General features: G+C 38.1%; 21 protein-coding genes, 1 tRNA gene and 1 rRNA gene. 19 read left to right on the top strand and 4 right to left on the bottom strand.

Annotation, left to right across the window (positions count from 1 at the left end):
* Positions 1–15: 15 nt before the first annotated feature.
* From ABJG98_RS16320 to ABJG98_RS16255, 14 genes are all read left to right on the top strand, one after another.
* A complete protein-coding gene (locus ABJG98_RS16320; RefSeq protein WP_348280610.1) occupies positions 16–690 on the top strand; it encodes an NAD-dependent epimerase/dehydratase family protein in 675 nt (224 codons plus the stop codon).
* Entirely contained in the window at positions 687–1139 is a 453-nt protein-coding gene (gene dtd / locus ABJG98_RS16315; RefSeq protein WP_348280609.1) for a D-aminoacyl-tRNA deacylase, read from the top strand. Before ABJG98_RS16320 ends, dtd begins: the two co-directional genes overlap by 4 nt.
* 95 nt (positions 1140–1234) lie before the next feature.
* Complete coding sequence (gene lepA, locus ABJG98_RS16310; RefSeq protein WP_348280608.1) at positions 1235–3022, top strand: translation elongation factor 4; 1788 nt, start codon at positions 1235–1237, stop codon at positions 3020–3022.
* 16 nt (positions 3023–3038) lie between these two features.
* Positions 3039–3410, top strand: coding sequence for a four helix bundle protein (locus tag ABJG98_RS16305; protein ID WP_348280607.1), 372 nt, complete (start codon positions 3039–3041; stop codon positions 3408–3410).
* A gap of 31 nt (positions 3411–3441) precedes the next feature.
* The gene (locus ABJG98_RS16300) at positions 3442–4311 is read left to right on the top strand and encodes a bifunctional 5,10-methylenetetrahydrofolate dehydrogenase/5,10-methenyltetrahydrofolate cyclohydrolase (RefSeq protein WP_348280606.1); all 870 of its coding nucleotides are present in this window, start codon (positions 3442–3444) and stop codon (positions 4309–4311) included.
* The gene (locus tag ABJG98_RS16295) at positions 4295–4912 is read left to right on the top strand and encodes a 7-carboxy-7-deazaguanine synthase QueE (RefSeq protein WP_348280605.1); all 618 of its coding nucleotides are present in this window, start codon (positions 4295–4297) and stop codon (positions 4910–4912) included. Before ABJG98_RS16300 ends, ABJG98_RS16295 begins: the two co-directional genes overlap by 17 nt.
* The gene (locus ABJG98_RS16290) at positions 4867–6819 is read left to right on the top strand and encodes an OmpA family protein (RefSeq protein ID WP_348280604.1); all 1953 of its coding nucleotides are present in this window, start codon (positions 4867–4869) and stop codon (positions 6817–6819) included. Before ABJG98_RS16295 ends, ABJG98_RS16290 begins: the two co-directional genes overlap by 46 nt.
* 247 nt (positions 6820–7066) lie before the next feature.
* Positions 7067–10081, top strand: a complete 3015-nt coding sequence (locus ABJG98_RS16285) for a TonB-dependent receptor (protein ID WP_348280603.1) — start codon at positions 7067–7069, stop codon at positions 10079–10081.
* A gap of 14 nt (positions 10082–10095) precedes the next feature.
* Positions 10096–11493 carry a RagB/SusD family nutrient uptake outer membrane protein gene (locus ABJG98_RS16280; RefSeq protein WP_348280602.1) on the top strand — a complete coding sequence of 466 codons (1398 nt, stop codon included), beginning with the start codon at positions 10096–10098 and terminating at the stop codon, positions 11491–11493.
* 8 nt (positions 11494–11501) lie between these two features.
* Positions 11502–12305: a hypothetical protein gene (locus ABJG98_RS16275; RefSeq protein WP_348280601.1), complete on the top strand. Its 804-nt coding sequence runs from the start codon at positions 11502–11504 to the stop codon at positions 12303–12305.
* 101 nt (positions 12306–12406) lie between these two features.
* On the top strand, positions 12407–13102 hold the full coding sequence (locus tag ABJG98_RS16270; RefSeq protein ID WP_348280600.1) for a hypothetical protein: 696 nt from the start codon (positions 12407–12409) through the stop codon (positions 13100–13102).
* Positions 13103–13112: 10 nt separating this feature from the next.
* Positions 13113–15668: a T9SS type A sorting domain-containing protein gene (locus tag ABJG98_RS16265; RefSeq protein WP_348280599.1), complete on the top strand. Its 2556-nt coding sequence runs from the start codon at positions 13113–13115 to the stop codon at positions 15666–15668.
* A 58-nt stretch (positions 15669–15726) separates the two neighbouring features.
* Positions 15727–16149, top strand: a complete 423-nt coding sequence (locus ABJG98_RS16260; RefSeq protein ID WP_348280598.1) for a 6-carboxytetrahydropterin synthase — start codon at positions 15727–15729, stop codon at positions 16147–16149.
* The gene (locus ABJG98_RS16255) at positions 16146–17138 is read left to right on the top strand and encodes a hypothetical protein (protein ID WP_348280597.1); all 993 of its coding nucleotides are present in this window, start codon (positions 16146–16148) and stop codon (positions 17136–17138) included. Before ABJG98_RS16260 ends, ABJG98_RS16255 begins: the two co-directional genes overlap by 4 nt.
* On the opposite strand, the gene clpX is transcribed toward ABJG98_RS16255, so the two are convergent.
* The 4 genes from clpX to ABJG98_RS16235 form a co-directional block, all read right to left on the bottom strand.
* Complete coding sequence (clpX, locus tag ABJG98_RS16250; RefSeq protein WP_348280596.1) at positions 17135–18364, bottom strand: ATP-dependent Clp protease ATP-binding subunit ClpX; 1230 nt, start codon at positions 18362–18364, stop codon at positions 17135–17137. The genes ABJG98_RS16255 and clpX overlap by 4 nt on opposite strands.
* A 5-nt stretch (positions 18365–18369) precedes the next feature.
* On the bottom strand, positions 18370–19038 hold the full coding sequence (locus tag ABJG98_RS16245; RefSeq protein WP_348280595.1) for an ATP-dependent Clp protease proteolytic subunit: 669 nt from the start codon (positions 19036–19038) through the stop codon (positions 18370–18372).
* A 90-nt stretch (positions 19039–19128) separates the two neighbouring features.
* Entirely contained in the window at positions 19129–20445 is a 1317-nt protein-coding gene (locus ABJG98_RS16240) for a trigger factor (RefSeq protein ID WP_348280594.1), read from the bottom strand.
* Between the two features lie 83 nt (positions 20446–20528).
* Positions 20529–20610: transfer RNA gene (locus ABJG98_RS16235), tRNA-Leu, on the bottom strand.
* A gap of 97 nt (positions 20611–20707) precedes the next feature.
* Between ABJG98_RS16235 and ABJG98_RS16230 the strand changes: the two genes are divergently transcribed.
* From ABJG98_RS16230 to ABJG98_RS16210, 5 genes are all read left to right on the top strand, one after another.
* The gene (locus ABJG98_RS16230) at positions 20708–22912 is read left to right on the top strand and encodes a bifunctional (p)ppGpp synthetase/guanosine-3',5'-bis(diphosphate) 3'-pyrophosphohydrolase (RefSeq protein ID WP_348280593.1); all 2205 of its coding nucleotides are present in this window, start codon (positions 20708–20710) and stop codon (positions 22910–22912) included.
* A 25-nt stretch (positions 22913–22937) separates the two neighbouring features.
* Positions 22938–23402, top strand: coding sequence for a transcriptional repressor (locus tag ABJG98_RS16225; RefSeq protein WP_348280592.1), 465 nt, complete (start codon positions 22938–22940; stop codon positions 23400–23402).
* A gap of 9 nt (positions 23403–23411) precedes the next feature.
* Positions 23412–23750 carry an STAS domain-containing protein gene (locus tag ABJG98_RS16220; protein WP_348280591.1) on the top strand — a complete coding sequence of 113 codons (339 nt, stop codon included), beginning with the start codon at positions 23412–23414 and terminating at the stop codon, positions 23748–23750.
* Between the two features lie 4 nt (positions 23751–23754).
* Positions 23755–25020 carry an adenylosuccinate synthase gene (locus ABJG98_RS16215; protein WP_348280590.1) on the top strand — a complete coding sequence of 422 codons (1266 nt, stop codon included), beginning with the start codon at positions 23755–23757 and terminating at the stop codon, positions 25018–25020.
* 348 nt (positions 25021–25368) lie between these two features.
* Positions 25369–25460, top strand: a 16S ribosomal RNA gene (locus ABJG98_RS16210); the annotation flags it as partial.

Below are 25460 nucleotides of genomic sequence, written 5' to 3'. Positions count from 1 at the left end.
TCAAAACCAATAAGCATGTCAGGTAAGAAAGCGGTAGTAATAGGTGCAACAGGACTAGTTGGAAGGCAACTCATACGCCTTATGATCAAAGATGATAGGTATGAAACAATCACCATCATTACACGAAGACCACATGAAATCAAAGATCCGAAGCTGGTAGAATTAATTGTTGAAGATTTTGACAAACTTCAAGAGTATCAATCCAGCATGAATGCTCATGATTTTTACTGTACACTCGGTACTACTCGCAAGAAAGCTGGATCAAAAGAAGCCTTTTTAAAAGTCGATGTAGAATATCCAATTGAATTTGCCAAGATTGCGAAATCACAATTAAAATTTCAGCAGTTATCCGTAGTTACAGCAGTCGGAGCCAATAGTTCTTCACCACTGTTTTATAATATGGCAAAAGGAGAATTAGAAGATAAGCTACAGGGACTCAACCTGAAGGCACTTAAAATATTTCAACCCTCCCTTTTGCTTGGCAAAAGAAAGGAAAGTCGCTTTATTGAGGAAGTAGCAAAGATTTTCAGTGCAATTGCATCTTTCTTCACGATTGCTTCGAAAAAAAGAGTCGGAGCTATCCGAGATGTAGAAGTAGCCAAGGCCATGATTGAAGTGGCAAAGAAAGAAGAAGAGGGATTCTGCAGGTACAAACCAGGGCAAATGGTAGATATAGCATATTCAGTATGAGGGTTGTTATCCAACGTACGACTTCTGCTTCCGTCAAAATTGATGGAGTTATAAATTCAGAAATTGGAACGGGCGTAGTGATTTTATTAGGTATCGAAGAATCTGATGGTAAAGAAGATATCGCGTGGCTTTGTAAGAAAATAAGCAATATGCGAATTTTCCCAGATGATGTCGGTGTTATGAACAAAAGCCTTTTAGAAGTAGACGGAGAAGCCTTGGTCGTAAGTCAATTCACTTTACATGCAAGTACAAAAAAAGGCAACCGACCTTCTTACATTCAGGCTGCAAAACCGGATATAGCCATACCGCTCTATGAATCATTTGTATCTGAACTTCGGCGCTTGCTAGGAAGAGAAGTGCAAACAGGTAAGTTTGGTGCAGATATGGAGGTTTCCCTTGTTAATAATGGCCCGGTCACCATTTTGATAGACACCAAAAACAAACAATAATTTTTTTGAATGAATAGGTAAAAGGATTGCTACCTTTGCGGCTAATTTTCAAAGGATTGAGGAGATTGAAAGTCACAATCCGATGACTTACGTATATGGAGAACATTCGAAATTTCTGCATCATTGCCCACATAGATCATGGGAAAAGCACGCTGGCTGACAGACTCCTGGAGTTTACTCAGACAGTATCTAAGCGGGATATGCAGGCTCAGTTGCTGGATAGTATGGATCTAGAGCGAGAGCGCGGTATAACAATCAAAAGCCACGCGATCCAAATGGATTACGAACTCAACGGAGAAAAGTACACACTCAATTTAATTGATACACCCGGACACGTCGATTTCTCCTATGAGGTATCAAGGTCTATTGCAGCATGTGAGGGTGCATTATTGGTAGTTGATGCAGCTCAGGGTATCGAAGCACAAACAATTTCAAATTTATATTTAGCATTAGAGCATGACCTGGAAATTATACCAGTCTTAAATAAAATTGATCTTCCAGGAGCTATGCCGGAGGAAGTGTCCGACCAGATCATTGATTTAATAGGTTGTGAAAAAGAATCAATCCTACACGCAAGCGCGAAAGAAGGCATAGGAATAACAGATATTCTGGAAGCGATCGTTGATAGGGTACCAGCACCTAAAGGCGATCCAAATGAGCCGCTTCAGGCCATGATTTTTGATTCAGTCTTCAATCCATATCGAGGAATTGAAGTATTCTTCAGAGTCTTTAATGGTTCTTTTAACAAAGGAGACAAGGTAAAATTTGTCAACACTGGAAAGACATATGAAGCAGACGAAATTGGTGTTTTAAGGTTAGATCACGAGCCAAGAAAAACCATTTCTGCCGGAAATGTAGGCTATTTGATCTCAGGTATAAAAATAGCTAAAGAAGTAAAAGTAGGAGATACAATCACGCATGTGGAGAGGCCTACTCAGCGACAGGTGAAAGGGTTTGAAGATGTGAAGCCGATGGTTTTTGCAGGAATTTATCCAGTGGAAACAAGTGAATTTGAAGAGCTGAGAGCTTCAATGGAAAAGCTGCAACTTAATGATGCCTCACTCATATGGGAACCAGAGACTTCTGCTGCATTGGGATTTGGTTTTAGGTGTGGTTTCTTAGGGATGTTACATATGGAAATCGTCCAAGAAAGACTAGAACGAGAGTTCGATATGACGGTTATCACCACAGTACCATCAGTTCGCTTTCATGCCATAGAAAGCGATGGAAATATTCTTAAAGTAAGTGCACCATCCGAGCTCCCGGAACCGAACGTAATCAGCCATATAGAGGAACCATTTATCCGAGCTCAGATCATTTCGAAGGCGGAATTTATAGGGCCTATTATCGCCCTCTGCATGGATAAACGCGGAGAAATAAAAAATCAGGTGTATCTCACTTCTGACCGTGTAGAACTGACATTTGAGATTCCATTGGCAGAGATCGTTTTCGACTTTTTTGATAAGCTAAAAACCATTTCTCGTGGATATGCTTCTCTAGATTATGAACTGATCGGCTACAGAAGGTCAGACATGGTGAAGTTAGATATTATGCTAAATGGGGATAAAGTAGATGCCCTTTCTGCCATTGTTCACCGAGATAAAGCATATGAATGGGGAAAGCGACTTTGCGAAAAACTGAAGGAGTTAATCCCAAGACAAATGTTCGAGATAGCGGTACAGGCAGCAATCGGAACAAAAATTATTGCGAGAGAATCTGTAAGAGCGATGCGTAAGAATGTATTGGCGAAGTGCTACGGAGGAGACATTTCTCGAAAAAGAAAACTTCTCGAAAAACAGAAAAAAGGAAAGAAACGAATGCGACAAGTTGGTAATGTGGAAATTCCGCAAGAAGCATTCATGGCGGTACTGAAATTAGATTGAAGTTGGAAGTAAGGTGATGGAAGTAAAGACTGTCAAGTTTAAATTTGAGAAACTAAGAATATGGAAAGATGCAATGGATTTAGGTGAAGATATTTTTAAGATCAGTTCCGCATTTCCGAAAGAAGAAATATACAACCTTACTTCTCAAATTAGGAGAGCATCAGATTCGATTGCCTTAAATATTTCAGAAGGATCCATTTTACAATCAAACCCTGAATATCAAAGATTTTTAGGTTACTCTATTCGATCAATCGCAGAGGTAGTGACTTGCCACTATAAAGCAGAGAAAAGGAACTATATTAGATCTGATGAATTTGATCTGCTATATCAGAGATGCTTTGACTTGATGAATATGACAATAGCATTTAGAAAAACACTTAACTCCTAACTCTAATCTCCCAACTCCAAACTCAATTCATATGCACACCATCATTGACGGACGGAAAATCTCAAAGGACATAAAAAGCGAAATAGCTGCTAAGGTTGAGCAGATAAAAGCTGATGGGCAGCGAGTGCCGCACCTGGCTATTATAATCGTCGGCGATGATGGAGCTAGCCACACATACGTCAATGGTAAAATCAATGCATGCAAAGCAGTGGGGTTTGATTATACGCTCATGCAATTTGCAGGCACGATTTCGGAGGAAAAGTTGATCAAGCAAATTGAATTATTGAATGATGACTCGGATATCGATGGATTTATTGTTCAAATTCCATTGCCAGAGCATATTTCAGTTGAACATATTACCGAGAGAATTGTGCCAAGAAAGGATGTAGATGGATTTACCAACCAAAACTTTGGAAGTATCATGTCTCATCACCAACTACTTCTTCCAGCCACTCCATACGGTGTGATGGAACTGTTAGATAGATATGATATTGAAACTGAAGGAAAACATTGTGTAATTGTTGGTGCTTCTCGAATTGCAGGAGCTCCACTTAGTTTAATGATGCTTCAAGAAGGTAAAGCTACCGTGACAGTATGTCACAAAGCCACCACAGATTTAAAAGCGCATACAAAAGAAGCGGACATTCTGGTCGTTGCGGTAGGAAAACCTGGCTTAATCACCAAAGACATGGTAAAAGAAGGAGCCGTAGTAATTGATGTAGGTACAACAAGAGTTGAAGATTCATCCAAAAAGTCCGGGTTTAGATTGTCCGGAGATGTTGTGTATGATGAAGTAGCACCAATTGCAAGTTACATCACTCCAGTCCCTGGTGGTGTTGGGCCAATGACGATCGCATCACTCCTCCTAAATACCCTAAAAGCTTATGAGCTCAATCACTGATCCGAAACACTTGCCGGTGATGGAGTCTTTCTACACAATTCAAGGTGAAGGCTTCTACACCGGAACGCCCGCTTACTTTATCCGGCTTGGAGGATGTGATGTTGGATGTGTTTGGTGCGATGTGAAAGAATCTTGGGATGTGAGACAATTTGACTGGATCAGTGTTCAAGATATAGTCATTGACGCCAAAAAATCAGGAGCAAAGATGGTCGTGGTTACAGGTGGAGAGCCATTAATGTACAATCTTGCAAACTTGACCTCTGCGCTCAAAGAATCAGGATTGCAAACAAATATCGAAACCTCAGGAGCCTATCCACTTACAGGTGATTGGGATTGGATATGCTTCTCACCAAAGAAGTTTAAAGCACCTCTCGATCAATTTTACAGAAGCTCACATGAGCTAAAGGTGATTGCATTTAATAAAAGTGATTTCAATTGGGCAATTGCACATGCTGATAAATTAAACGCTAAAGCTCAATTGTTTCTCCAACCAGAGTGGTCAAAAGAAAAAGAAATGACACCTTTGATCGTTGATTTTGTTAAGCGAAATCCCAGATGGAAGATATCATTGCAGACACACAAGTACATGGACATCCCTTAAGAAGGATCGTACTCTTTTCGTTCCTATCATTATTCTCATTTTTGACGTTTGCTCAAGGTGGACTTTCTACTAATAACAAAAAAGCCCAAAAACTTTACGAAAAAGCAGATAAACAGTACAGGGCGCGTAATTTCCCTTCAGCAATATCTTATTTGGAAGAAGCAGTTACTGAAGACCCCAGCTTTCATGAGGCATTTATCAGAATGGGAAGTTTATACAATGCCATGGGGCAGGAAGACTCTGTTTATTCGAAATTCAGTTCTTATGTAAATACAGCCCCAACTCCAATTGCCTCAGTAGTTGAAAGGCTGGCTTTTATGGCTTTCGATAGAGGGCATTATCTAACATCCCAAACATATTTGAACGACTTTCTCAAGCAAGTTCCTGAGAGAGCTTCTAGCCCCGAAATTGATCTATTAGTTAAAAGTTTGAAATTTGCTCAAGATCAGATATCAAACTCAAAGGATAGCATTGAAATCACGAATCTTCCGGATGAGATCAACCGATTTAAACTACAATATTTACCAGCTATCACTATTGATAATGCGACAATGTTCTACACAAAGCGAGATTTCGTGAAAGGAGATGAGGATATTGTAGTAAGCTATTTTAAGAATAATAGCTGGTCACCAGCAGAATCTGTATCGAGCAGAATTAATTCACCATTAAATGAAGGAGCTTGTACAGTTTCAGCCGATGGACGCATGATGATATTTACTTCCTGTGATGGGGCGAACTCTCTAGGAAGTTGTGACCTCTATATCACCAAAAAATCAGGAGACGTCTGGTCCAGACCTAAAAATCTAGGGAAGCCAATCAATTCTATTTACTGGGAATCACAGCCGTCGTTGTCTGCCGATGGAAAGACATTATACTTTTCGTCTAATAGGACGGGTGGATTTGGAGGAAGAGATATTTGGGTTTCTTATCATACAGATGGCAAATGGAGTACGCCTAAAAATTTAGGTCAAAGTATTAATACACGAAGCGACGAAACAACACCATTTATTCATCCGAATGGAGTCTCCTTATATCTTTCAGCCAATGGATATCCAGGAATGGGAGGATATGACCTCTATGTTGCTTCGAAAAATGATACTGTTTGGAGCGCACCAAAAAACTTAGGTTATCCTATTAATACACACAAGGATGAAGTAGCTATTGTAATAGGAGCAGATGGAGAAACTGCCTATTTTGCCAAGGAAGAACAAAAGAATTTTGAAATATTAGATAGTAAACTAGTCACGATAAATCTACCTACCCAAGTTAAGTCAACACCAGCCTCATACATTATAGGTCGTGTCTTTGAAGAAAATATCTTGAATCCCTTGAAAGCAGATATTGAAGTAATCGATCTGTCAACAAATCAGGTAGTATATAAAAGCAAGTCTGATTCAATAACCGGTGAATACTATATGGTATTACCAGTAGGACTTGATTTAGCTTCATACGTTAAGAAAAAAGGGTATTTGTATACTGATTTCCATTTTCAAACAACTCTCAATAGCGCACAGGAACCAGATACTATAGATATTAATTTAACCCCAATCTCGGAAGGTCAGACGCTTGTATTAAAGAATATATACTTTGAGACAGATTCCTATAGGATAGATAAAAAGTCTGTATCAGAAATCGAAAACGCCTACCAATTAATGATCGAGAATCCAGAGATAATCGTTGAAATATCCGGACATACTGATGATGTAGGATCAAATGCTTATAATAAGGAGTTATCAGAAGCTAGAGCAAAGGAAGTTTATATTAGTCTAATCTCGAAAGGGATTGATGCAGACAGGCTGTCGTATAAAGGCTATGCAGAAACCCATCCGTTGATGCCAAATGATACAGACATCAATCGTCAATCCAACCGCAGGATAGAATTCCGTGTCCTACGGACGAAGCAGTGAAAATGTTGCGGAAAAGACAAAATTTAACATTGGAAAGAAATCAGAATTTTATTGAACATTTACTTTAAGTAGTAGGTGAAAATTTGGAAATTTAAGTATTTCCCATTTTTTCAATCAATTTTAATTTTTCTGAGACAAAAACGCATTCTTACAATTCTAGGAGCGTTCTTTTATTTTGTTAAATAATCTTAAAAAGGCATATCTTTCGGGCTTCAAATAATTAATGTTTAACGATTAACTAGTTAGTATGAAGAGGAATTTACTACTAAGTTTTGCGTTCTTCATTGCTATTGCCTTTGTTGCAATGGCACAAAGAACGGTTTCTGGAAAGGTCACCGATGACACGGGTGAGACTTTACCAGGAGTGAACGTTGTGATTAAAGGCACAACGACAGGTGTTACTACTGATCTAGACGGAAGTTTCCGTATTTCAGTAGATGATGGCGCTACTCTAATCTTTTCTTATGTTGGTTTTGAAACTCAAGAAATTGAAGTTGGAGCCCGTACAACCATTGATGTAACACTAGGAGGTGCTACAGAACTTCAAGAAGTTGTTGTGACAGGTTACCAAAACCAACTTAAGAGAGAGGTTACTGGTGCTGTAGCTTCAGTAAAAGCTGATGAAATTGAGAATTTACCAATGCAGTCCTTCGATAGAGCGATTCAGGGACGAGCTGCTGGTACTCAAATTGCAGCTGCTTCTGGACAACCAGGAGGAGCTCTAAATATCAGAATTAGAGGTATTGGTTCCATTAACTCTGGAAATGATCCACTAATCATTATTGATGGTGTTCAGGTTGCTTCTGCTGGCGGTTCTACGCAAGCGAGTTCAAACCCATTAGCATCCATTAACCCAAATGATATTGAGTCAATTGATATTTTGAAAGATGCATCAGCAGCAGCAATCTACGGAGCGCAGGCAGCAAATGGTGTTATTGTTGTTACTACCAAGTCTGGTAAGGCAGGTGGAACTTCCAATATTAATATTTCATATCAAGAAGGTGTGGTTCAGCCGATCAATCTTTACGATGTGCTTGATGGAAGTCAGTACGCAACTATTCGGGCTGAGCAAGAAGTAAATAGCGGATTAGATCCAGCAGCACCGGGTGGTGCATACGAACTTTTTGGTAACCCAGAAACAGAAACAGTTAATAATCAGGATTGGGTAGATCTCATGTTCCAAAACGCAAGATTTAGAACTATTGATTTCTCAATGAATGGTGGTGATGAGAAAACTACTTTCTTCTTTGGAAGTTCGTACAATTTTCAGGAAGCACAGATTATTAAGTCTGAGTTTGAGCGATATACAGGAAGATTGAATATTACTCATAGACCTACAGACAAATTGACTGTGAATGCTAAGATTGGTGTAACTCATGTGAAGCAGTTTGGTACGATTGCAAACGGTAACTTTGTAAATGGACCATTCGTTGCCACTTTCTCATCAATCCCTACTTCATGGGCAACAGAGGCTGATGGCACTTACAATCCGTATCCAACTAACGGTCTAAGCCACCTTTTTAACTACAATATTTACGAAGGTGTGAATGAAGAAGTGAGACTAGGAAGAACGCTACAAACTGTTTCGAGTGCTTCTGCTACCTATCAAATTATTCCAGAGTTGTCAATTTCAGGATTAATTGGAGTTGACATGTCTATGAATAAGGATATTAACAATAGACCAGGTTCAATTCCTGTATTTGCACCAGGTGGATCTGTGTTCCATAGAAATAGACGTTCTATTAACTGGAATACTAACGTTAATATGAACTTCAACAAAACTTTCAATGATGTTCACACTATTAAAGGTATTGTTGGATATGAGTATAAAGCTGAAAGAAGAGAAGCTTCTGACTTGACGGCAAATACCTTCGCAGATCCATTTTTCAGAGTTCCTGCTGATGGACAGCCATTTGCAGTTGGAGGTTTCGATGTTGAGTATAAGAGACTGGGAATCTTTGGTAAGGTAGATTATTCATATGATGATCGATACCTTGCAAGTGCTACCGTGAGAAGAGATGGACACTCCAGATTCGGATCTAAATCTAAGTATGGTACATTCTATGCTGGATCAGTAGGGTGGAGAATTTCTCAAGAATCTTTCCTTTCAGGAGTCACAATCATAGATGACTTGAAACTAAGAGCTAGTTATGGTGTATTGGGTAACGCTGAAATAGGTGATTATCTTACGCAAACTCAGTTTGGAGCATCTTCAGGACAGTATGCTGGAGCTTCTCCTTTGACCATTACTCAAATTGGTAATGATGAGATCACATGGGAGGAAGAAGAATCAGTCAACATTGGAATAGACTTCTCTGTTTTGAGTAACAGAATCTATGGTAGTGTTGATTTCTGGAGAACAAATAATGATGATCTCCTATTTAACGTTCCTTTCCTTCAGTCTGGTGGTATCAATACCAACAACGTAACAGCAAATATCGGTTCGGTTCAAAACCAAGGTATTGACCTTGAACTTGGCGGTATTATTATGGATAACAATGGTTTCCGATGGGATTCAAAAATGAATATTTCATGGTTGAAAAACGAGGTTACTGCTTTGGTAGATACGGATACCATTTTTTCAGGTAATATTCCAAACTTAATCGTTGGTCAACCGGTTGACTTCTTCTACTTACTACAGTATGCAGGAGTAAATCCAGCTAATGGTAGAGCAATGGTTGTTGGAGCTGATGGAAATCTTACCTACAGCCCAGGCTTTGAGGATGGTGGTGTGAGAGGTTCTGGTATCCCAAGTAGTTATGGAGGATGGACAAATACCTTCTCCTACAAGGGACTTACGTTAGATGTATTCTTCCAGTTCCAACTTGGTTCTGAGGCATTCAACGGAGATCTTTATAACCTTATGGATACCGGAGGTAACGACAATAGGTTAACTGATATCTTGAATAGATGGCAACAACCAGGTGATATCACCAACGTACCTCAGTTAACAAACAATGGTACAATTGATGGTATAGATCAAAGCTTTGGTTTTATTGGAACTACACAGTTCATGTCTGACGCATCTTACATTCGACTGAAGACTGTTACACTATCCTACAATCTTCCGCAGAGTATGTTGAATTCGATTGGGTTTAAGAGCTTGAATGTATTCGTTCAAGGAGTGAACCTAGCGACATTTACAAACTACTACGGTATTGATCCAGAGGTGGTTACCAACAATAATACTACTGGAGCGTCATCATTCGGAGCATATCCATTGGGGCGACAGTTTTCTGCTGGTGTGAGCATTGGACTTTAAAATAGAATTTAATTATGAAAAGAATAATATATATCCTATTCGCAGGGTCCTTACTTACAAATTGTAGCGACCTTGAAACAGTAAACCCTAGAGCACTACCTCAGGGAGAAGTGTTGGGAAGTGTTACTGGTTATAACGCGTTCTTAACTGCGGCATATGAGTCGGTAAATGACTTTGGCTATTATGGACAAACGATGATGATTGGGCCAGAGATATTGGCTGATAACATGCACTTGACTCAGTTGACTGGTCGATATGAACTTGAATATGTGAATGCAGAAAATTCTGGAATTGGCATTTGGTTCAACCGATATACAGCAATTCAGGAATGTAATGTGATCATTGGCTCTGTATACGACGAAGGAGTCGAAGGCACAGATGCTGAAAAAGATGCATTGTACGGACAGGCTCTATTTTTAAGAGCACTGTTTTATCATGATCTTGCTAGAGTAAACGGATACGAGCCAGGCCAAGAAGTAAATGGCTTTAATCTATCGGTTGTATTAAAGACAAGCCCTACCTTCGGTTTGAGTGATGTTGTGGATTTACCCAGATCAACCAATACCGAAGTTTATGCTCAAATTGAGGCAGACTTATTAGCTGCTATTCCATTATTACCGACTGCTTCAGCAGGTAGTACTGATGTGATTTTCGCAAATGCCGATGCTGCTAGGTTGCTATTGGCTAGAGCGTATCTGTACGCTGGTAATATGACTGGTGCAGCAAACTATGCGCAGCAAGTAATCACTGGTGATGGTTCGGATTTGGTGCAACCTGCAAACTATGATGCCTCTTGGGATGATTTAGCTAACGCATTGCACCCTGAATCATTGTTTGAGTCTGAATTACGTACTACAGATTGGAGTACAGTAGATGGAGCTAACAATAGCCTTCATTCACTGCTAATGAACGACGGTCCTGGATCGCAGTTCATAATTACAGCAAGTGATGAGTTATTGGCTGAAATAGCTTCTGAGGCTGGTGATGTGAGAGCAGGTCTATTCAATACAGAAACGCTCGGAGAAGAATTCACTAAGTGGAGAGCTTCAGATCCAAGTAGACTTGCGTTGCAGGAAAACATTCCTATTCTTCGCCTTTCAGAAGCATATTTAATTGCTGCTGAAGCCCTTGGTGCTGGAGCTGGTGATGCTATTTTCAATGCATTCAGAGCAGCTAGAGGTCTTGGAGCAAGTACAGCAACTGTAGATAATGTTCTTCGTGAAAGAAGAATCGAATTTATGGCTGAGGGACACAGATGGTTCGACCTGAAGCGTTTAGGCAGAGATATCACCAAGCCGGCAGCTGCGGGTTCTGGTACTCTTCCGTACACAAACTTCAAGGTACTTCCAAGACTCCCACAATCAGAATTGGAGTTAAGTGATGTTTTGGTAAATAACCCTGGTTATAACTAATAAGAATTATGAAAAATATATTTAGAATAATTACAATTTTAGCACTCGTGCCTTTGATGACCGGGTGTTTTGATGACCCTGGTACTGACGTAACACTTGCCGAAGTATTTGTTTCGGCATCCGTTGGGAGCTTCACAATAGCTGAAGGTGGATCTGGTGAGATATTGCTGGAAGTTTCCCAAGCACAATCTTCTGATTTAGTTATTGATTATAGTATCACAGACAATAATACAACTAATGGAGTTGATTATACATTGTCTGGGACTTCTGTAACAATACCTGCAGGAGAGTATAATGTTTCAATACCTTTTGATATTGAGCAAAATATAATTTTTGAAGGGGTATCTCGGACAGTAACTGTTGAATTCACCAGTAGTGTAAGTGTTAATGGCAACTCTGAAGTTGTTATTACTCTCGTGGATGATGATTGTGAATTTATCATTGCTGATTGGTCTGGGACCTACACCGTTGAGGAAGTATTCACCAGCGGGACCAATGAAGGACTTAGTCTAGCTGCTGCTTTTGGTGAATCTTACGAGGTTGTATTAACAGCGGATGCTTCGGATCCTGCTGGATTGACAGGGACATGGTCAAATACTCCTGGAATGAATACATATTTCGATGAGGGCACTGTTATGACGTTTGATCCATGTAATGTTTTAGTGGCTTTCCCAGGTGGAGACCCACAAATAGCTGAATTTGCAAATCTTACTGCAATAGTAAGTTCATTTGATGAATCGGCTAAAACAATTAGAGTTGATGGAACCCTAGGAGCGTTTGGCCCATATGGGTTTACTCTTACACTTCAATAGAAGTTATTGAATGGACTAAAAATGACCGGGGGGATGCGTTCTCTCGGTCTTTTTTTCTACTAACATTTTTTTCTCACCTATTGAATACAAAAACAGTTAAAATGAAAGTATTACTTACCTTCTTATATCTAATTATTACACTTCATCTACAAAGTCAGATTGTTAATGCCAATGATGCAACTGGTGCACCAATAAGAACTAGCAGCTACGATAAAGTAGAGGGCTCGCCATATTTGAATGATGGGAATTGGAGCTCAGGGACAATTGTTACACAAACGGATCAATATCTATCTAATCTGAAAATCAGATATAATGCCTATGAGGACGAATTGCAATATCTAAATAAAGGGAATCCTTTTTATTATGAAAATCAAGATGTTAAATCATTCGAATATTCAATTGTAGATCAATTAGGCAATACAGAGCGCTTTTACTTTAAAAACGGTTTTGAACATTCTAATAAGATTGAAAAGAAAAATTTTATCAGAGTGTTGTATGACGGAAAGTTTGTGAAAGCTCTGGACAAAATAGAGTCAAGGAAACAGATGGTGACACCAGCGGCATATGGAGAAAGTGATTACGAGAAATTTATAACTATAAATAACACATACGTTTGGTTGAACGGTGAAATAATCGAATTGGGTTTTAAAAAAGGAAAGCTTCTTAAATTATTTTCATCACTAAAAGGAAAGATTCAATCCTATTTAAAAGAAAACATCGTTGATTTCAATAATTCAAAAGACATTTCTGGCTTGTTTCAGTTTATTGATAGGGAGCTTGAAGATATTGATTCGTAAATTTGAAGCTATGAGGAGATTAAAGTGCTTTGTAATTCTGTTTATTTGTTTGGTCGCTTTCGGCTTTAGCCAAAATGAACCTGGATGTGGGACAACTATATCTAGAAAAGATATTTTTTTCATAAATGCCAAATTAAATAAGACTCTTACACCAAATTCAAGATTAACTACTGCTACTGACGAAAAATTTATCGCTATTACAGCCCATATTGTTCGACAATCTGATGGAACAGGAGGCTTAGCTGAAGCTCAACTTTTAGATGCAATAGAATACTTAAATGAGACGTACGAAGTAATGAAATTGAATTTCTTTTTGGTAGGAGAAATTAATTACATAGACTCGGATATATTCTATGATTTTGATTCTTCCCAGGAATCGCAAATAACTACACTTCATAATGTAGATAATACCATTAATATTTATTTCTACAATACATTATCTAGTGGGAATAGTTCTTTATGCGGCTATGCGTACTTTCCTTCCACAGGAAGAGATCATGTGATGATGGCCAATGGATGTACCGTAAACAGAGGTTCGACCTTACCGCATGAATTAGGACATTACTTTAACTTATATCATACACATGGGAAGTCGAATACAGGTACTACAGATGAATTAGTAGATGGATCCAATTGTGCCACAGCAGGAGATGATCTATGTGATACTCCAGCAGATCCAAATCTATCTGGTAAAGTTGATGGAGGTTGCTCCTATACAGGTAGCAATAGAGATACGAATGGCCAATTATATTCGCCTAACCCACGTAATTTCATGTCTTATGCTCCTGGTCAATGCAGAGAGTTATTTTCAGCAGATCAAGGTGAAAGGATTGTAAATGCTTACGAAAATTTTAAGACGTATTTATTAGATAAGTATTATGTAGCAGACTTCTCTGCATTAGGTAGAAGGATATGTGAAGGTGAGAATATTGTATTTGTTGATGAGTCAATAGCCGCAGCAACATTGGCTTGGGAATTTCCAGGAGGAACACCATCTACTTCATCTGATGAATTTCCTTTGGTAACTTATTCAACTGCAGGAGTTTACGATGTGACTCTTTCAATCGAGACTGAAAGTGGTGATATTGAGACTAAGATTTTGGCTGATTATGTTACAGTTCTTGATAATAGTGATGGAATAACTGTCGCCTCAGGATCATTTGAGACTGAAACTTTAGAAGAGGAATTAATAAATGAGGATTTAGATATCACATTTGAACAAACAGATGAGGCATCATCAGAAGGGATAAAAAGTGTAAAAATTAACTTTGCTGACTACCCTAACATTGGAGCAGAAGATTATCTGCTTGCTGATAAGTTATTAACCTCTTTTAATAAACAATTTCAAATCTCTTTCGACTATGCCTATGCAAGATACGATGATGAGTACTTTGATGGACTTGCTGTAGTAATAAAAGGTGATTGTGGAGAATGGAGTACGATTTGGGAAAAATCAGGAGTTGACCTTGCAACTGCACCAGATGAGTCTAATCTATTCATACCCACAGCTGACGAATGGCAAAATGTCTCGCTTATTGTACAAATACCAGATGAATACAACAATACGGAAGTGGCATTTAAGGCTACGAATGGTTTTGGTAACAATTTGTATATAGATAATTATGAAATTAGTCCTGTGAGTGCAGGTTTTTCTATCGCAGACATAGACGTTTCTAATGCAACGTGCGCTTCTGATGCTGATGGAGTCCTTGCAATTATAGCATCAGGATCTGGTAGTTATGAATATAGTTTAGATGGAGGTGATTTTCAATCTTCAAATACTTTCAATTCCATTACACCTGGTGATTACATACTTTCTGTTAAAGACACGGATTTAGATCAAACGATTAGCTCATTTGCGTCAGTAGGTCCTGATCCTATTGCATACACTTTAAGTCAAACAGATCCATCATGTGGCGGTGATGAAACTGGCACGATTGAATTTTCAGCATCTGGAGGTACTGGCAACTTAGAAATTAACTTTAACGAAGGCGGATTTGGTTCTAATTTTTTATTCGAAAATCTTGTAAGCGGTCTATACTCTTTCCAATTTCGTGATGAAAATAGTTGTTTATTGGAAGGAACAGTCAGACTCAAAGCAGTAAACAGCAATCCGTCAAAGCCATTAATTAGATTGTTTTCCAATATACTTTCCGTCCAAGTGGATGCTAATATTACAGCAATTCAATGGCATCTCGATGGCGAAGCAATTGATGGTGCAACTAGATCCACCCTTGCGAATCCAGCCACTGGAGCATTTACCGTGGAAGTATTTAACGAGTTCTGTTCTTCTATATCTGATCCGTATATTGTGCTAGCAACTGATGAAATAAAGTCAAAACTGATTGTTGCACCTAATCCAGTCGAAGACATTTTGACGCTTCAACTTCCAACTGATTTATATGAATCTGTAGAGAATGTTAAGATTTTAGACCTTTCAGGAAGGATAATAAAGCATGATATTTTTACTGAAAAAATTGATGTTATCGGTCTTGATCCAGGTATTTATGTGATAAGTTTATCCACAAAAGACGGAATTGTAAACAAACGGTTTATTAAACAATAGCTAAAAAAGCCCTTTAAAGAAGGGCTTTTTTATTTCCTTTCAATCCTATCTTTGCCCTATGGTTACGGTCTATCGAAAGGAACATTTTAACGCAGCACATAAACTCTATAACCCTGACTGGTCAAAAGAGAAGAATGTGGAAATCTTCGGGCCATGCGCAAACGACAATTGGCATGGACATAACTTCGAATTGATTGTAGGAGTAAAAGGTATCCCAGACGCTAGCACCGGATTTGTGATCGATCTTAAAAGACTAAGCAACTTAATTAAAACTGAAATTCTCGATAAAGTAGATCATAAAAATCTAAATCTAGATGTATCATTCATGAACAATAAAATGGCAAGTTGTGAGAATTTGATTCTTGAATTTTGGAAGCTACTTGAACCCCGGATTAATGAGATAGCACCAAAAGCAATGTTGCATCACCTTCGACTTTATGAAACTCCTCGCAACTTCGTAGATTATTACGGAGATAAATGAAATACCTGATTGTCACAAACTCTCCAGAATCGAACAATTATGCCAAGCTACTAGCTGCAGAGCTGCGACGTTACGACATTAGAGCAGAGATTTTTACTAACGTCAATGGAAGAGTTGAACAATCAAACGAGAATTTTGAGTTTCCTGTCAAATCCAAGCCAATCAAATCCAAGCACTTAAAGAATAGTGGTTTCGATTTGTTGATAGTAATAGGAGAAACATTTGATAAAAGATTAGTACAAAAAGTCACATCACGCGGAGCATTCACTTGTTTCTTTCAGCTTACATTAAACTATAAGGATGCAAATTCGATTTACCAAAGTGCTTTGACTTTATTCGATAAGGTTTTTGTTGATCTACCTATTCATAACCCAGAAGCTAATAGCAATCAGATTGGACATTTTCTAAATGATATAATCAGAAAGCATCATTTTTCAGAAAACTATTCTGATCAATTAAGGATAGGAGCACTGTTGAGTGACGAAAAGAACATTGGTAAACTAAAAAAGATAATTCGTGAGTTTCAGAAAAAGTCGAAAGAATGTCAGTGGATAGTCTACGTGAATATGCCAACTGAAATTTCCAAGTCAAGATTTAGATCACTTGAAAATGTAAAAGTTGTAGACAGTGAATTAAATCTATTGAAGTACGCGAATGCGGTTATTGTTGATTCTGAATTAGATTCAATAGCAGCAGCATTTCTAAATTGCCCACAGATTTCAATTTCAGGTAAGTATGGAATTTTCGGATTCACTAAAACAAAAAAACCTTTAATAAATGAATGTCTAAAGACAGATATAATCAAGAATCTCATTCCTAATGAACATGAACTGATAGTAGGTGAACTATCCTCACTATTAAATGATCATGAGCATTGTGCTTCGATGATGGCTAGTTATCAGAAATTCAAAGATAAGGTGGGTACTCAGCCTGTTGCCAGAACAGCAGCACAAATGATTACTGAATGGTTGGAGGAAATGGAGAGTTAAGCAGCTCTTAGCTTATTAAACTTCGATTTCTCAAATTTTTCAGTTGCGTAGGCTCTATCTATCACTATCTCTTTAATGCTCGTGTTAGATGGCAATTCAAACATCGCATCTGTTACGATTGCTTCACAAATAGATCTCAGCCCTCGTGCTCCAAGCTTAAATTCCATTGCCTTCTCAACGATGTAATCAAGAGCATCATCCTGAAGATCGAGTTTTACATCTTCCATATCAAATAGCTTGGTGTACTGTTTTACAAGCGCATTTTTTGGCTCTGTTAAAATCTGCTTCAAAGCATCATTATTCAGCGGGTCAAGATGTGTTAAGACTGGCAGACGACCGATCAATTCAGGGATTAATCCAAAGCTTTTAATGTCTTGAGCTGTGATATACTGCAGCAGATTATCCTTGTCAATGACACCTGAGTTGAATTCATTATCATTTGCAAAACCTATCGGCCGTGTATTTAACCTGTTGGCAATATGTCTTTCTATTCCATCAAAGGCACCACCACATATAAACAAGATATTTTCTGTGTTTACATTGATCATTTTCTGATCTGGATGTTTTCTTCCTCCTTGTGGTGGCACATTCACAGTCGTGCCTTCTAGCAACTTTAATAGAGCTTGCTGCACACCTTCGCCACTTACATCACGAGTGATAGACGGATTATCAGACTTGCGAGCTATTTTGTCAATTTCATCAATGTAGACAATGCCACGTTCAGCTGCTTCGACATCATAATTTGCCGATTGGAGCAATCTTGTGAGAATGCTTTCTACATCTTCCCCAACATATCCTGCTTCTGTTAGAACTGTAGCATCAGCTATGCAGAAAGGAACTTGCAAAATCTTAGCAAGAGTTCTTGCGAGGTAAGTTTTCCCGGTCCCAGTTTGACCGACCATTATGATATTAGACTTTTCAATCACAACATCATCTTTATCTACAGCTTGCATCAACCGTTTATAATGATTGTAGACAGCTACTGAGATGTATTTTTTTGCTTCATCTTGGCCAATCACAAACTCATCAAGATGCGATTTCATATCAGCAGGCTTGATGAGTTTGAAATTTGGACTCTCATTTTCGGAGGTAGTTTTTAGCTCTTCATTTAAAATCTGCTGAGCTTGAGCTATACACTTATCACATATGTGTGCATGTATGCCTGAGATCATCAGATCTACGTCTTTCTTATTTCTACCACAAAAACTACAAGTTACCTGAGCCATGATTCTTATTTTTTCTCTAATACCTCATCAATGAGGCCATATTCCTTTGCTTCTCCTGCTCGCATCCAATAATCGCGATCAGAATCTTTTTCAATATCCTTATATGATTTCCCTGAGTGCTTAGCTAAGATGTTGTAAAGATCTTTCCTCAGCTCTTGCATTTGTTTCAAAGTAATCTCCATATCTCTTGATTGACCCTGCATACCCCCACTTGGTTGGTGAATCATAATTCTTGCATGAGGTAGGGCGGATCTTTTACCTGCTGCACCACCGGCCAACAATACGGCTCCCATTGATGCAGCCATTCCGGTGCAAATCGTAGCAACATCCGGATTTACATATTGCATGGTGTCATACATTCCAAGCCCTGCATAAACAGACCCACCTGGACTATTTACATATAGGAGTATATCTTTTTTGGAATCGACAGACTCGAGGAAAAGTAGTTGAGCTGTGATGATATTGGCGATGTTTTCCTCCACTTGCATTCCAAGAAAAATGATTCGATCCATAATTAGACGAGAAAACACATCAATTTCACGAAAATTCGTAGGACGCTCTTCAATTACTGCTCTAGTCATGTTTTCCACATGGTGAACATAGTCGTCAACAGCGGTTCCGCTTATATTTTGGCCTTTTACAGCAAATTTTCTGAATTCCTCAGTATTTATCATTTCTATAAGTTAAAGTATAAGGTGTAAAAATAAAAAAGTCCTGGATACAGGACTTCTTCAAAACCTAAAATGATAGCATTTGGTTCAAAATCATAGTTTTCTGAATTCATCAAGAGATACAGTTTTTTCCTTTACTGTGACCTCATTTTTAACATGATCCAATACCTTGTTTGATTGAACTTGATTAAAAACTTTCATGTAGTTTTCGCCATTTTCTCCTTGCAGATAATTATCCGCAAACGTGTCAAGTTGGTCATCCATCTGATTTCCCATTCCCGAACCAGCAAATTGCTTTTTAATGAGCTCTTTAGCCTCATTAGTAACATCTTCGTGCTCAACCTTAATGTCATTATTTTTCACCAATTGATTTCTTATCAATGACCATTTCAACTCTTTTGCGTACGATTCATACTCCAATTCCATAAGCTCAGGAGTTATATTATCATTCGTTCTAATCAACCATTTTTTTAAAAACTCATCCGGAAGATTGATTTTCGCTGATTCAGTTAATTTTTCTCTTACCTGATGATCAAAAAACTTATCAGATTCTGCTGAGTAGTTTTGAGATACTATCTCTTTTACCCGATCCCTAAAACCAGCCTCGTCCTTAATCGTATCTTTGCCAAATGTCTTATCAAATAAATCTTGGTCAATTGAAGCCAGATTGTAATGATTGATAGCTTTTAGATTAAATGTCAGCTTCTTCAATTTCTTGAATTCCTCATCATTTAACCTAAGTTGATTCTTTAGCGCATTTTCATGTTTAAAGCTCTTTTTAGGATCAATCTCTACTTCAGCATCATTCTCAATTCCAACTAACTTCTTGAGCGCACCTTTTTCAACATCTCTTAAATCTATGCTAATCTCTTGATCAATCTCTCCATCTTTTGACTTTACTTGACCGTAAAGTGTATCCTTTTCAGTTGAAATTTCAGGATTTTCCATCTCACCAAATTGACGTTGAAGATTCTCAATTGTTTCATCAATTACCTTATCATCAACATTGATGAAATACTTTTCAAGCTTCACCTTTTTATCCACTTTCAAATCAAATGGTTCAGCAAAACCTATTTCATACCTAAATTCAAATGAATCCTGATTCTCCCAATCAAACTCTTGATCAGTTTCTGCTGGCATGGGCTCACCTAAAAATTGAGTTTCACCTTCTCTCAAATAAGCATTAAGTTTTTCAGAAACCAGCTTATTGATTTCATCCACAACCAAGGCATTCCCATACATTTTTTTGATCATGCCAGTAGGAACTTTTCCCTGACGGAATCCTTTGATATTGGCAGTCTTGCTATACTCTTTGATTTTTTGATCTACACCTGGTTGAAAATCAGCTCGGTTTACGCTAATTTTAATTACGCCTTGTGTTTTTTCTGTTTTGTCAAAAGTTATATCCAACGTACTATTGTTTGATGTTTATAAAATAAAAACCCTCTTACTCGTCCCGTTTATCGGGTCTCGGAAAGAGGGTTGTTTTTCAGTGCGGATGGAGGGACTCGAACCCCCATGCCTCGCGGCGCTAGATCCTAAGTCTAGTGCGTCTACCAATTTCGCCACATCCGCAGATTTCATTGCTCGAACTTTTTCTTGCGCTGAAAATCGGATGGCAAAAGTAGGTAATATTTTTGATTCAACAAGGGTTTAATTTTGTAAAATTATTATGGTTGTAGAGGAAGATTTAGAATCAGAAAAAAAGGAAATCATCAGACGTTATAGGCGTCTGCTTCGAAAAGCGAAACCAGTGCTAAAGGATGGAGATGCTAAGCTGATAAAAAAGGCATTCTATACTTCTATGGAAGCACACAGTGGGATGCGAAGAAGATCTGGTGAACCATACATATTCCATCCATTGGAGGTGGCAGAAATTTGCATCTCTGAAATCGGTTTGGGCACAACTTCAATCATAGCCGCCCTTTTGCATGATGTAGTAGAAGATACTGATTATGAACTTGATGATATCGAAAGACTTTTTGGGAAAAAAGTTGCCGTAATCATCGATGGACTGACTAAAATTTCTGGAGTATTTGATCAAGGAAGCTCTCAGCAAGCTGAGAATTTCAGAAAAATGCTATTGACGCTTTCTGATGATGTGCGAGTAATTCTTATAAAACTTGCAGATCGTCTTCACAATATGAGGACATTGGAAAGTATGCCTAGGAATAAGCAACTTAAGATCGCCAATGAGACTATCTATCTATATGCTCCGCTGGCGCACAGGTTAGGACTTTATTCTTTTAAATCAGAATTAGAAGATTTATATCTGAAATATTCTGAGCCTGAGGTATATAATGATATCTCCGGTAAAATTAATGAGACTAAAGATTCAAGGAACAAGTTTATCCGGAATTTCATAAGGCCAATTAAGGATAAGCTAAATTCTCTAAATGTAGATTATGAGATCAAAGGAAGGCCAAAGTCAATCTATTCCGTCTGGAATAAAATGAAAAAACAAAGCGTTCCCTTTGATGAAGTCTATGATCTATTTGCAGTTAGAATCATACTCAATGTTCCATATAAAGATGAAAAAGGATTTTGTTGGCAAGTCTATTCATTAGTTACAGATTATTATCAACCAAATCCAGATAGACTTAGAGATTGGATCAGTATCCCAAAAGCCAATGGATATGAATCATTACATACAACTGTAATGAGTGATACAGGTCAATGGGTTGAGGTTCAGGTACGAACAACTCGTATGGATGAAATTGCTGAGAAGGGCTATGCGGCACATTGGAAATATAAAGACGGCAAATCTTCTGATGAAACAGGACTTGAGATGTGGATCGCAAAAGTTCGTGAAATTCTCGAGCAGAATAACGGCAATGCAATTGAGTTTGTAGATGACTTCAGATCTAACCTTTACAGTGATGAAGTTTTTGTATTCACCCCAAAGGGAGATTTAAAGACGCTTCCGCAAGGTGCCACTGCTCTAGATTTTGCCTTTGATATTCACACTGAAATAGGAGAGCACTGCCTTGGAGCAAAAGTCAATCAGAAACTGGTTCCATTAAACTTCGAACTTAAAAATGGAGATCAGGTAGAAATTCTCACATCGAGCAAGCAAAAACCAAATGAAAGCTGGCTCCAATATGTAGTAAGCTCTAAAGCCAAATCTAAAATCAAGGATGCGCTCAAAGAGGAGCGAAAGGTCTTTATAGATGAAGGGCGTGAAATCGTAAAACGAAAGCTAAAACAGCTGAAAATTGAATATAATCAAACAGTTCTTGAGGATATAGCTCATTACTTTAACGTTAAGTCTCCAGCAGATATGTTGTATTTAGTGGGAACTGGAAAAATAGATCACTCACTCATTAAGTCTTTCGTCAAAGCGGGTAATAAAACTTCAAAATCTGATAGTCGAACCCATGGAGCGAAAGATGTTGAAGAAAAACTTAGTAGAGTAAGAAAAACAGATAGTGACTTATTATTACTAGGTGAAGATTTGGATATTATTGATTACAAGTTTGCGAAGTGCTGTAATCCTATTGCAGGAGACGATGTTTTTGGATTCGTAACGGTTAGTGATGGAATTAAAATTCATAGAACGACCTGTCCCAATGCAGCTGAACTTCTTTCTAATTATGGATATAGAATTATAAAAGCGAAATGGGCCTCTTCCAGAAAGCATTCATTTGAAGCAACACTTTCTATTATAGGTACCGATAGATTGGGATTGGTTAGTGATGTTTCCAACATTATCTCAGAGGAATTGAAAGTAAATATGAGATCACTTTCTATTAATACAGAAGGAGGAATTTTTGAAGGCATTATACGCTTATATGTAGAAGACACCTCGCATCTTGACACATTGGCTAAAAAGCTGGAAAAGGTGAACGGTGTTGTTAAAGTCAGTCGAACCAATTGATCAGACCTTAAATTATATTTGCAGTATGTCGGGACAGAATATAAGGGATGAGGTAAAGAAAATTTTTCAAGCACATCTTGAGAATAAGAATTTGCGTAAGACCCCAGAACGTTTTGCAATACTTGAAGAAATATATGATCGAGATGGCCACTTTGATGTCGAGTCCCTATATGTAAGCATGAAGGATAAGAACTACAGGGTGAGTAGAGCAACTGTGTATAACACACTTGACCTACTAGTAGATTGTGATCTGGTAACAAAACATCAGTTTGGTAAAAATTTGGCGCAATTTGAAAAAGCATACGGATTTAGACAGCACGATCACCTAATTTGCACAGATTGTAATAAAGTACATGAGTTTTGTGATCCGAGAATTCAAAACATTCAAACTACCGTTGGTCAACTATTACAATTCAAAGTGATGCATCACTCGTTGATATTATACGCTAGCTGCCAAAAAGAAAATTGTCAAAACAAAGTAGTCTCATAAGTTAAGTAAATGAAGTACACCCAGGAGATAAATAATAAAGTACTAAAACTCCATTTCGAAGGAGACCTTATTGGAGAGAATAACGGGCCTGAAGTAGTCGAGCTAGCCAACGATGCTATAGCCAATGGAGTAACTCATTGCATGCTGAATATATCTGATGTCAGATACATAAATAGTAGCGGTATTGGCGTATTGATTACGCTATTGACCAAATTTAGAAATAAGAATGGTGATCTCTATATAATTAAGCCTTCAGACCATGTTAATAAGCTTCTTATAATGACAAAACTTCAAGCAATATTTAATATTGCACAATCAGAAGAAGAAGCACTCCAAAAAATCAGATAAAGTAATGTCAAAAGTAGATGTACTCTTAGGTCTTCAATGGGGAGATGAGGGTAAGGGTAAAGCGGTTGATTTTCTCGCACCTAAGTATGATATAGTGGCTCGTTTCCAAGGCGGGCCAAATGCAGGTCACACGTTGGAGTTTGATGGTAAGAAGCATGTGCTACACCAAATACCATCAGGAATATTCCATCCAGACATACTAAATATTATAGGAAATGGAGTAGTAATTGATCCAATTGTATTTGCAAGAGAAATAAGAGACCTAGAACCTTTTGGTGTAGATGCCACAAAAACGTTAGTGCTTTCCAATAAAGCACAACTTATATTGCCAACCCATAAATTAATTGATAAAGCACTTGAATTAGCAAAAGGCGAGGAAAAGATAGGTTCTACATTAAGAGGCATTGGACCAACCTATCAAGATAAGATTGGAAGGCATGGCTTAAGAATTGGAGATATAGTAGAGAAGGATTTTGATGCAAAGTATCAAAAGCTAAAAAAACAACACTTGTCCCTTCTTTCTTCACTTGAATTAGATGATGACTTTCAAGCTCAAGAAGCTCAATTCTTTCAAAGTCTTGATCTTATGAGAAAATTTAGGATATTAAGCACCGAGTATCTTATTAATGACTCACTTACTTCAGGAAAGAAGATCCTTGCAGAAGGAGCACAAGGAACATTACTTGATATTGATTTTGGTAGTTATCCATTTGTTACAAGTTCAAATACGACAACAGCCGGCGCATGTACAGGATTGGGTATTGCACCAAATCAGATCAACGAAGTATTCGGAATCTTCAAAGCTTATTGCACACGAGTAGGCAGTGGGCCATTCCCAACAGAACTTTTTAATGAAGAAGGAGAAGAATTAAGAAAGCTTGGTAATGAATTCGGCGCAACTACAGGAAGGCCAAGGAGGTGTGGCTGGTTAGACATTCCAGCATTAAACTATTCTTGCATGCTCAATGGGGTCACACAACTCTTTATGATGAAAGCTGATGTACTTTCAGGTATTCAGCCTGTTAAGGTTTGCGATTCATATAACTCAAGTGATGGTGTAACTACAGAATTCCCTTACGCCTACAATGATTCGTATTCTCCAATCCTAAACGAGATGTCAGGGTGGAAGCTTGATGGAATTTCAGATTACAAAGCATTGCCAGAGAATTTGCATGCATTTATTAGCTCCATTGAGCAATCAGTAAGCGTTCCAATAACCCTAATCTCCTTAGGACCAGACCGTAAGGAAACAGTCCTGAAAAAAAGTTAGAAAAAAGTAATTTTCGACTTTGTGAAATCGATCCTTTAGTTATCTTTGCATCCCGCTACGGAGGAAAGCCTCTAAGCATATCGCTTCCTGAAAACATTTCGAAAATTTTTTAAAATATTTTTTTGAAATCCTTGCTCGGTTAAAAAAGATGTTCTTATCTTTGCATCCGCTTTCGCAGGGAGGCAAGACACAGAGTAATGAAAATCAGTCTTTAAATGCTCTCTAAGCTTGAAAAGTCAAGCAAAAGTTCTTTGAACGGATGTTGTTATGTAGCAATTTAGTTCCAACTTAAGTTTTAATATTTGAGTAATAAGTAGCTAGGTTTAAACAGTACATTAAGATTTATATACAATGGAGAGTTTGATCCTGGCTCAGGATGAACGCTAGCGGCAGGCCTAATACATGCAAGTCGAGGGGCAGCACGGTTTTCGGACTGGTGG

Source organism: Ekhidna sp. (assembly GCF_039960695.1).
In the GTDB taxonomy this organism is placed as follows: domain Bacteria; phylum Bacteroidota; class Bacteroidia; order Cytophagales; family Cyclobacteriaceae; genus Ekhidna.
This window is presented reverse-complemented; position numbering and strand designations above follow the sequence as displayed.

What these genes read in the sequence shown, in the direction of transcription:
- ABJG98_RS16280 (WP_348280602.1), top strand. Translation starts at nt 10,096, where the DNA reads ATGAAAAGAATAATATATATCCTATTCGCAGGGTCCTTACTTACAAAT.
- ABJG98_RS16285 (WP_348280603.1), top strand. Translation starts at nt 7,067, where the DNA reads ATGAAGAGGAATTTACTACTAAGTTTTGCGTTCTTCATTGCTATTGCC.
- ABJG98_RS16300 (WP_348280606.1), top strand. Translation starts at nt 3,442, where the DNA reads ATGCACACCATCATTGACGGACGGAAAATCTCAAAGGACATAAAAAGC.
- ABJG98_RS16305 (WP_348280607.1), top strand. Translation starts at nt 3,039, where the DNA reads ATGGAAGTAAAGACTGTCAAGTTTAAATTTGAGAAACTAAGAATATGG.
- ABJG98_RS16215 (WP_348280590.1), top strand. Translation starts at nt 23,755, where the DNA reads ATGTCAAAAGTAGATGTACTCTTAGGTCTTCAATGGGGAGATGAGGGT.
- ABJG98_RS16290 (WP_348280604.1), top strand. Translation starts at nt 4,867, where the DNA reads ATGGAAGATATCATTGCAGACACACAAGTACATGGACATCCCTTAAGA.
- lepA (WP_348280608.1), top strand. Translation starts at nt 1,235, where the DNA reads ATGGAGAACATTCGAAATTTCTGCATCATTGCCCACATAGATCATGGG.
- dtd (WP_348280609.1), top strand. Translation starts at nt 687, where the DNA reads ATGAGGGTTGTTATCCAACGTACGACTTCTGCTTCCGTCAAAATTGAT.
- ABJG98_RS16225 (WP_348280592.1), top strand. Translation starts at nt 22,938, where the DNA reads ATGTCGGGACAGAATATAAGGGATGAGGTAAAGAAAATTTTTCAAGCA.
- ABJG98_RS16265 (WP_348280599.1), top strand. Translation starts at nt 13,113, where the DNA reads ATGAGGAGATTAAAGTGCTTTGTAATTCTGTTTATTTGTTTGGTCGCT.
- ABJG98_RS16230 (WP_348280593.1), top strand. Translation starts at nt 20,708, where the DNA reads ATGGTTGTAGAGGAAGATTTAGAATCAGAAAAAAAGGAAATCATCAGA.
- ABJG98_RS16245 (WP_348280595.1), bottom strand. Translation starts at nt 19,038, where the DNA reads ATGATAAATACTGAGGAATTCAGAAAATTTGCTGTAAAAGGCCAAAAT.
- ABJG98_RS16255 (WP_348280597.1), top strand. Translation starts at nt 16,146, where the DNA reads ATGAAATACCTGATTGTCACAAACTCTCCAGAATCGAACAATTATGCC.
- ABJG98_RS16220 (WP_348280591.1), top strand. Translation starts at nt 23,412, where the DNA reads ATGAAGTACACCCAGGAGATAAATAATAAAGTACTAAAACTCCATTTC.
- ABJG98_RS16260 (WP_348280598.1), top strand. Translation starts at nt 15,727, where the DNA reads ATGGTTACGGTCTATCGAAAGGAACATTTTAACGCAGCACATAAACTC.
- ABJG98_RS16275 (WP_348280601.1), top strand. Translation starts at nt 11,502, where the DNA reads ATGAAAAATATATTTAGAATAATTACAATTTTAGCACTCGTGCCTTTG.
- clpX (WP_348280596.1), bottom strand. Translation starts at nt 18,364, where the DNA reads ATGGCTCAGGTAACTTGTAGTTTTTGTGGTAGAAATAAGAAAGACGTA.
- ABJG98_RS16270 (WP_348280600.1), top strand. Translation starts at nt 12,407, where the DNA reads ATGAAAGTATTACTTACCTTCTTATATCTAATTATTACACTTCATCTA.
- ABJG98_RS16320 (WP_348280610.1), top strand. Translation starts at nt 16, where the DNA reads ATGTCAGGTAAGAAAGCGGTAGTAATAGGTGCAACAGGACTAGTTGGA.
- ABJG98_RS16295 (WP_348280605.1), top strand. Translation starts at nt 4,295, where the DNA reads ATGAGCTCAATCACTGATCCGAAACACTTGCCGGTGATGGAGTCTTTC.